The 8,237-nt window shown below is 55.7% G+C and carries 7 protein-coding genes and 1 pseudogene; 2 read left to right on the top strand and 6 right to left on the bottom strand.

The annotated features are described in order from the left end of the window. A partial coding sequence (locus tag ACLQ7H_RS04915; protein ID WP_411751702.1) for an RNA-guided endonuclease TnpB family protein occupies positions 1-425 on the top strand: 425 nt, incomplete at its 5' end. Between the two features lie 352 nt (positions 426-777). Here ACLQ7H_RS04915 and ACLQ7H_RS04910 read toward each other — a convergent pair. From ACLQ7H_RS04910 to ACLQ7H_RS04900, 3 genes are read right to left on the bottom strand one after another with little or no spacing between them, the layout of a single operon-like run. After that, complete coding sequence (locus ACLQ7H_RS04910; protein WP_411751701.1) at positions 778-2,040, bottom strand: c-type cytochrome; 1,263 nt, start codon at positions 2,038-2,040, stop codon at positions 778-780. A gap of 17 nt (positions 2,041-2,057) precedes the next feature. After that, positions 2,058-3,836 (bottom strand): GMC family oxidoreductase, encoded by a 1,779-nt coding sequence (locus tag ACLQ7H_RS04905; protein WP_411751700.1) that lies wholly within the window; start codon positions 3,834-3,836, stop codon positions 2,058-2,060. Beyond that, the gene (locus ACLQ7H_RS04900) at positions 3,837-4,556 is read right to left on the bottom strand and encodes a gluconate 2-dehydrogenase subunit 3 family protein (RefSeq protein WP_411751699.1); all 720 of its coding nucleotides are present in this window, start codon (positions 4,554-4,556) and stop codon (positions 3,837-3,839) included. Between the two features lie 358 nt (positions 4,557-4,914). Between ACLQ7H_RS04900 and ACLQ7H_RS04895 the strand changes: the two genes are divergently transcribed. Then, positions 4,915-5,616, top strand: coding sequence for a GNAT family N-acetyltransferase (locus tag ACLQ7H_RS04895; protein ID WP_411751698.1), 702 nt, complete (start codon positions 4,915-4,917; stop codon positions 5,614-5,616). Positions 5,617-5,657: 41 nt separating this feature from the next. On the opposite strand, the gene ACLQ7H_RS04890 is transcribed toward ACLQ7H_RS04895, so the two are convergent. The 3 genes and pseudogenes from ACLQ7H_RS04890 to ebgA all read right to left on the bottom strand — a co-directional run. Beyond that, positions 5,658-7,073, bottom strand: coding sequence for an amino acid permease (locus tag ACLQ7H_RS04890; protein WP_411751697.1), 1,416 nt, complete (start codon positions 7,071-7,073; stop codon positions 5,658-5,660). Positions 7,074-7,301: 228 nt separating this feature from the next. Next, positions 7,302-7,754, bottom strand: coding sequence for a beta-galactosidase subunit beta (locus ACLQ7H_RS04885; RefSeq protein WP_411751696.1), 453 nt, complete (start codon positions 7,752-7,754; stop codon positions 7,302-7,304). Positions 7,755-7,757: 3 nt separating this feature from the next. Beyond that, a pseudogene (gene ebgA / locus ACLQ7H_RS04880) lies at positions 7,758-8,237 on the bottom strand (beta-galactosidase subunit alpha); the annotation flags it as partial.

Raw genomic sequence — 8,237 nt, 5'->3', positions numbered from 1 at the left:
TCCACGCTAAAATTGCTGATTGCCGAATGGACAGCCTGCATAAGTTGTCCCGCAAACTGATAAACGAGAACCAAGTTGTTTGCGTTGAATCCCTGAAAGTGAAAAACATGCTCCGTAATCCCAAACTATCGAAAGCGATATCCGATGCCGGATGGGGTGAATTTGTGCGGCAGCTACAGTACAAGGCGAAAGGGTCTGGGCGTTCTGTCGTTGCCATAGATCAGTTTTTCCCGTCCTCAAAACGCTGTAGCTGTTGCGGCTTCACCATGGAAAAAATGCCACTTGATGTTCGTAACTGGCACTGCCCTGAGTGCGGCGCTGAGCATGATCGAGATATCAACGCGGCGCGTAATATCAAAGCTGCCGGGCTGGCAGTGTTAGCCCACAGAGAGCCTGTAAATCCTGAATCGCAGCACGCGGCTTAGGTTCGGCTCTGTGAAGTGGGTATCCTCGCCCTTTAGGGCGGGGAGCAGTCAAAGACGACCGAAATCCTGTAGCCTCAATGCGATAGCTTATTTAAGGTGATTTCGCCGGGCGGTGCAACCGTGTGGAGCAAGATCTGTGGAGATCAAACTCGCTACGTAGGAGCGCTGCATGCTGCGACTGTTTGGATAATCAATGGTGAGCCGGTGCCCACTGTTTCCCCTCACCCCAACCCTCTCCCCAAAAAGGAGAGGGGGCAGGTACGGCGCTATAGTCAGGTATGAGAGACAATCTGTAACACCAACGATCAAGTCAAAACGTAGGAGCGCTGCAATGCTGCGCCCGTTGTGGTGTTTACTGCTGGGACGGTTTGGCGGCGCTGTTCTCCCGTATTTCTTTGACCTGATCGGCGGTGACCGGAGCGGCGTTATTCCCCCAACTGGTGCGCACAAAAGTGGCAATCTGGGCCACCTGCTGGTCGCTCAGACGCCAGCCAAAGTCCGGCATGGTTAGCCCGGTAGGGGCGTCTATAGTCATCGGCGTACGTGAACCATGCAGAATGATGCTGATCACAGAAGACGGATCTTCCGCCAGCAACGCCGGGTTATGCACCAACTGCGGGAAGGTATTGCGATAACCTTGGCCGTCGCTGCGATGGCAGGCGGCGCAGTTGTCCAGATAAGCCTGACCACCTGGGTCGGTGGTGTAGAGTGCCAGCGGCTGGTTGGCCGTTGGCGTTTTTTGCTCATCCCCCGCAGGCAGCGATTTCAGATAGGCGGCGATCGCCTGCAAATCCTCGTTACTCAGGTGCTGAGTGCTGTCTTGTACCACGTTTACCATGGAGCCAAAGGCGGCAAATCTGTCGCTGTGGCCGGTTTTCAGGAAACGGGTCAGATCTGCCGCGTTCCAACTACCCAGCCCGCTAATCGCATCGCCACGCAGGCTGGCGGCGTGCCAACCCTCCAGCGTCCCGCCGCTCAGATAGGCGTCATCCGTCTGATTCAGCGCCTTCTCCTGGAAGCCGATGCCGCGTGGCGTATGACAACTGCCACAGTGGCCCAATCCCTGTACCAGATAGGCCCCACGGTTCCATTGAGCGCTTTGGTTAGCGTCTGGCTGATAGACGCCATCCTCACGGAATATGCCGTCCCACATCGCCAACGGCCAGCGCATATTCAGCGGCCACGGGATATCGCTGGCCCGATTTTGCTGCGCGACTGGCGTTACCCGTTGGGTGAAGTAGAGATACAGATCGCGTATATCCTCATCATTGATCTTGGCGAAAGAGGGATAGGGCATAGCCGGGTACAGCCGAGTACCATCACGCGTAATGCCTTTGCGCAGGGCGTCGGCAAACTCTTGTTGGGTGTAGGCACCGATGCCGGTGGTCTTGTCCGGGGTGATATTGCTGGAATAGATCGCGCCAACCGGGGTGGTCATCTTCAGCCCACCGGCGAACGCCATGCCACCTGGCGCAGTATGGCAGGCGGCACAGTCACCGGCGCGGGCCAGATATTCACCATGAGCGATTTGCCTGACCAGTTGGGTATCCTCAGCGGCCTGAGCGCTGGCGCTTAATACCAGCAAGGCCAGCAGCGAGGGGATTAATCCTTTCATCGTCTTCTCCTAGCGTATCAGGCCTGTACCAACGGGCCGGGATTTTTCAGATACTGATTACGGATTGCCTCCGCCGAATAATAGGCCAGCGCACCGACGATCCCGGTGGGGTTATAAGCCAGGTTCTGCGGGAAGGAACAAGCTCCGGTAACAAACACGTTGGGTACGTCCCAGCATTGCAGGTACTTATTCACCACGCTGGTTTTTGGGTTGTCGCCAGTGATTGCTCCGCCGGTGGTGTGGGTGGATTGATACGGGCGCACGTCATAGTGCGAGCCGTTGCCCATCACCGAAATCGCCATCTGTTTCGGCTGCATGGCTTTGGCGATGTTCGCCATCTTGCTGGTAATGTGCTGGGTCATTTTGATCTCATTAGCCTTCCAGTCGAAGGTCATGCGCAGCAGCGGTAGCCCGTAGGCATCCCGATAGGTGGGGTCGAGATCGAGATAGCAGTCGCGATAGGGCATCACCGAACCTTCAGAGCCAATGCTCATCGAGTGCTGATAATTATCTTTGATACCCTGCTTCCAACCGCTGCCCCAGGTGGGTGTCCCCGGCGGTAACGACATCTGTTGGATCGGGCGGCCACCGGTACGGGTGGCGGAAATATAGGCGCCGCCGATAAAGCCCAGCGCGCTGTGATCGAAGTTTTCCGAATTGAAATCGTCGATCACCGTGCCAGCGGCTCCGGCACCGATAAACGGATTGAAGTGGGTGTCCTTGTCGTAAAACAGCGAAATGCCGCTGTTCATCTGATAGGCGTAGTTCTTGCCAACGACCCCTTCACCGGTGACTGGGTCATAAGGTTTACCGATGCCGGAGAGCAGCAGCAGACGCACGTTATGCAACTGGAAGGCGCTGAGGATCACCAGATCTGCTGGCTGCTCAATCTGTTGACCCTGGGCGTTGACGTAGGTGACGCCAGTGGCCTTTTTGCCGCTGCTGTCCAGATTGACCTTGATGACCTGCGACTGGGTGCGTAATTCAAAGTTTTTCCGCTTCATCAGCACCGGCAGAATGGTGGTCTGTGGTGACGCCTTGGAGTACATAAAGCAGCCGAAGCGCTCACAGTAACCGCAGTAGTTACAGGGGCCGAGTTGCACGCCGTAGGTATTGGTATAAGGCTCGGAGCAGTTAGCGGCTGGAATGCTGAACGGATGATAACCAAGAGCTTCGGCCGCTTTGCCAAACAGCGAGCCAGAATAGAGCTGTTTGAGGGGCGCGGTGGGGTACTCGCTAGTGCGTGGCCCTTCGAACGGGTTGCCGCCTTTGACGATGTTACCTTGTAGGTTACCCGCCTTGCCTGCGGTGCCACAGACCCGCTCGAACTTATCGAAGTAAGGCTCCAGCTCGGTGTAACTGAGAGGGTAATCCTGCAACAACATGCCTTCTGGCACCCATTTGTCGCCATACTTTTCTGTCACCGTCGTACGCATTTTCAGATCGGCGGGCAGGGCGCGCCAGTGCATGCCGTTCCAGTGGACGCCAGCACCGCCAACGCCGTTGCCGGGCAAAAAGGATCCAAGCTGACGATAAGGCACGGCGAAATCCGCTGGCGTGTGGCGCACGGTGACGGTTTCGTGCGCCATCTCCTGCTCCAGTTTCAGACGGATGCCATAGGTCAATTCGTCGGCAATCCGTGGATAGACAAAATCAGGGTAGGTATCGCGCTGCTCACCACGCTCCAGTGCCAATACGCTCAGGCCGGTTTCGGTCAGTTCGATGCCCATAATGGCGCCGGTCCAGCCAAATCCGACAATCACCACGTCTACCGGTGGCTTTTTTATCGTGCTCATTTATGCATTCCTTTTGCTGGAGATACTTACCGGGCCAAGGGGATAGGGTTGATTGGGATGGTCAACCCAGTCGGTGTAATCCGCCCGCGCACCCGGGAAACCGATCAGTTTCCATGAGGCCATCGACTGGTTACCGCCGTGCTGCGGATCGGCCAGATAACCCTCTTTGGTGTTTTGCAGCAGTTGGTTGAAAAAGGCTTTGCCGCCCAGGTCTTCGGCGTCCAACTCACCTTTCTCCAGTGCCGCCAGGATTTGCTCTTGCTGGGCATGCTCCAGATCCGCAAAGGCTTGCTGGTACTGCTGCTGGCAGTGCGCATTGAGGCCGCGAATGCCAATGCGGTAGGTATCACGCGGCGTCAGTTTGGACTGATAGCCCAGCTCAGGGGCCGAAGGGACAAACGGCGGGTGCATATACCACAGCCCGCCGTGGCCATAAGGCGTTTCCATCTGCTTATCGATAAATATCGGCACGTCTTCTTCGACGGCGCCGGGGCCATTGCTATCGCTGGGAATCAGTCGATCGCAGGCCGCCAGCAGGAAGCGCCATTCGTCGTTATTGAAATATGCGGGAACATAGTGAGAGGAGACACCCGCCGCCGAGGCTGGTGGGGGCGTCATCGTCAAAACGCCGGTGCCCCCAGCGGCAGCCAGCGGTATTAGTGCCAGCGTTTTCTTTAGAAAGTTCCGCCTAGGCGGTTCTGGAGAGTGCTGTCGAGACATAATTCCACCTTGAATATGTTTCACAGAAATGCCCGCGCGGCCGCTGTCTTGGGCCGTAAATACGGGCAAAGGGAGAGGTTACGCCAGTACCAATAATAATTAGCAAGCTACTGGTATGGTGATCTTAGTTTAAGTCTTGGCCGGGAAGACAAACAATAAAGCATCTGTTTCAAAACATTATCTTTACATTGCTTTTGATTTAGATCATTTGATTAACAATTCATCTTGACTATTGTGCCTAACAAGCAGTGGCTGATTGGTCTAGTCGGTGAGGTTAATTGGCCTATAGGATGCGATCTGGCATCGGTATATGCTGTTGGGATAACCTGTTTTTGCAGCAACCAGACGGAATACTTTTATGGCGATAAATCAATATGGTCAGCCGGTGGGTGAACCCTTGGTGCAATGGCATGCCTTGCCACGGCCGCAGGAGGTGACGCTGACGGGCAAATTTTGCCGCCTCGCGATGTTGGATGCCGAGCGGGACTTTGCCGCGCTGTTTGCGGCTTACCAGCTAGCGCCAGATGGACGCGACTGGACTTATCTAATGAGTGAGCGGCCAGATAGCCCGCAGGAACTGCGTGCGCATCTGGAACACCTGCAGGCCAACCCGGCGCTGGTGAATCTGGTGGTATTCGATTTAGCCACCGATCGGCCCGTCGGCACGGTGGCCTTTATGCGAATTGAAGAGGCCAGCGGGGTGTTGGAAATTGGCCACGTCTGTTGGTCACCGTTGATGAAGCAGCGCTCCTGCGCCACTGAGGCGATTTACCTGATGCTGCACTTTACCTTTGATGAGTTGGGCTACCGCCGCTGTGAATGGAAATGCGATAGCCTGAATGCGCCTTCCAGGCAGGCGGCGCAACGCTTTGGTTTCCACTACGAAGGGCGTTTTTTGCAGGCGTTGGTCACCAAGGGCCGCAACCGGGATACCGACTGGTTCGCTATGATCGACCAAAACTGGCCGCAACTGCGTAGTGCGTTCGAAGGTTGGTTGGCTGACGAGAACTTTGACACCGATGGCCAACAGATACAGCGTTTGCAGGCGTTTATGCCGTGATACGCAGGGGCGAACATGCGTATGTTCGCCCCTTATGTTGCTTACTGCTCGGTCAGCGCCGCTTTATTTCTTACCTGTTTAGCCTCAAAGCGGGAAATCCACCACCAGGCCAGAGCCGAGAATACCGCGGTCATACAGACGTTGATAAAGAAGGCTTTCATCAGATCGACCCCCGGTGGGAATGCCGACGCCGTCATACTGACCACAAAAATGGTGATCAGCACCGAAACCACGCCCATGCCGAATTTACGCGACCCCATGCGGAACTCGCGCGGCGTATCGTCATGCTTCCAGCGGAACACGAAGTAGGCCACCATGATGAAGATTGGCGGCAGCATCGCCGTACCCGCCGTCAGGTTGATGGCGGTGTTCATCATCTGCTGTACCGATTCGGAACCAAAGCCGTTAACCACCAACATCACGAACACGAAGGCAAATTGCCACCATGCGGCACGAACCGGAACGCCATGCTTGTTCAGCTCGGTGGTTTTCTGGCCGTAAACGCCTTTCGGGATCTCGGAGAAGTGGATCTTCACCGGCGCGGAGGTCCACATCATCATCGAACCAAAAATGGCGATAAACAGCACGATGCCCACCAGGCGGCCCACCAGCGTTTCGGAAATGCCGAAGTACTTGGCCATTCCAGTGAAGATTTCCACCATACCGCCCGCGTAGGTCAGGATTTCACGCGCGACAAACACGTTAACCAGCAGGGAACCGACGGCATACATTCCGCCGATCACCGCACCGGCAATGATAATCACCTTGATAAACGACTTCTGGCCCCCTTTGACGTCATTGAGATAGGCCGCCGCCGTTTCTGCCCCGCCGGCTGCCTGGAAAATCCAGCACATGATGCCTAATGTTGCCCAGTTCACCGTCGGCGTCATCGCCTCCAGCGTGATCGGCTGCGCCGGGACGTGATCGCCGCTCAGCGCCATCAGCGCGCCCAGCACGTAAATCGCAAACAGGGCGAATACCCCATAAGCCACGACTTCGGCAATCTTGCCCAGCCAACTGGCCCCCTTGGTGGAAATATGGGTGGTGGCGGCAAACAGTACGATCGAGATAATCGATACCATCACCGGGGAAAAGGCGTATTCGCGGCCCATAATGGCGTACGACGCATAGGCAATTACGTTAGGCAGCAGTGATACAAACCAGAACAGGTTGACGAACCAATACAGGAACGACCCCATATAGGCCGCACGGGTGCCGAGAGGCTGTTTTAGCCAGTCGTACATTCCTGACTCCGAGTTCTTATTGGCGGACACAAACTCCGCGATAATGAACACAAAGGGAATGAAATAGACCAGGGTCGCAAACAAAAATACCGGGGCTGAACTCAAGCCCAGCTCAATGTTGTTGTTGACGATATTGCGTACGTTGAACACCGCCGCAAAGGTCATCGACAACAGGGCAAACTTGCCAATCGTGCCACGTAAAGAATCGGACATAGCGTCCTCCGATGAACGACATCAATGATGAACTCAATCTGGATTGAGCGTCTGTACCCGTCTTACTTGAAGTTGCAGCGTTGTTGTCTGCGGGCGCTCATCCCAGTCACTTACCGCAGTAAGCTCGTGGGAATGAGCGCCCTTGCCGCCTAGCTGCAACTCCAATTAATTAGGGTAAAGCTGAAGTAGGGCGAGGCATCAAGGCTCGCTCGGTTATAATCAGCAGGATCACTTGTTCAACATGTAGCCATCCTCAATGGTGACCCGCAGCACCACTTTTCTTACCCGGTTATCGCCGTGGAAACGGTAGGCTTCCTGGTTGTCAAAAATCGCCAGTTGCCCGGCACGTAATTCGCAGGTTTGCCCGGTGCCTTGCAGGTATTCGCGGTCGGTTTCATCGCGGTAGGCCTCAACGGGGGATAGGGTGGATTTCTGCGCGAACTCCACCGTTTCGCCGCCCTCGAGATAGTAATGAAGGGTGAAATAGCGGCGGTTACCTTCAAAGGTCGCGCGGTTGCGGGTGACGCCGTCTTCAATCATATAGACCAGCGTGTCGCCGATGGAGTGCATCACGCCGTCTTGGATATTAGCAATGTTCTCAATGGCTTCCACACAACGGTTCCATTTGCGGCCGTCCCGGTAAACCACTTTGAATTGCTCCAGGTTGTCTAATACGTGCATGGATCAGGCCTCGTGGGTGGTTGGAGTGAAGAAATCATTGGCAAAGTCATGGCTGGCCAGCGCCTGGGCGCTGACGTTACCGGCTTGCAGCGGTATCAGAGTCAGGCCGTAGCGGAAGGGCGCCATATAAACTCGGTAGGAATCGAGGACTTCGCTACCCCAGGAGTTGGAGCCCAGGCCCATCACCTGGTGGTCAAGGTTGAGGGTGATATAACCGCTCGGTTGCAGCTCATTGGTGTGTTGTGCCTGATGCAGGTTCTGGCTGGTGTACACCCAGGCGCTGAAGTTGATCGGTTGCTGCGGTTTGACCAGCAGGCCGGTACCGTGACGATTGGTGAGCGCGGCCCAGCGCACATGCTGGCGGTTACCGTTGTTTTGTGGGAACGGATAGTGCTCGAACATCTCGGCCACCGTGGTCTGGTAGATATCGATCAGGTTGGCCTGCTGGCTGTCCTGATAGTTTTCTTCCGGGCCGCGGCCATA

This window comes from Serratia sp. (in: enterobacteria) (assembly GCF_046715635.1).
Classification (GTDB): Bacteria; Pseudomonadota; Gammaproteobacteria; order Enterobacterales; family Enterobacteriaceae; genus Chania.
The sequence above is the reverse complement of the archived record's forward strand: the minus strand, read 5'-3'. Positions and strand labels throughout refer to the sequence as shown.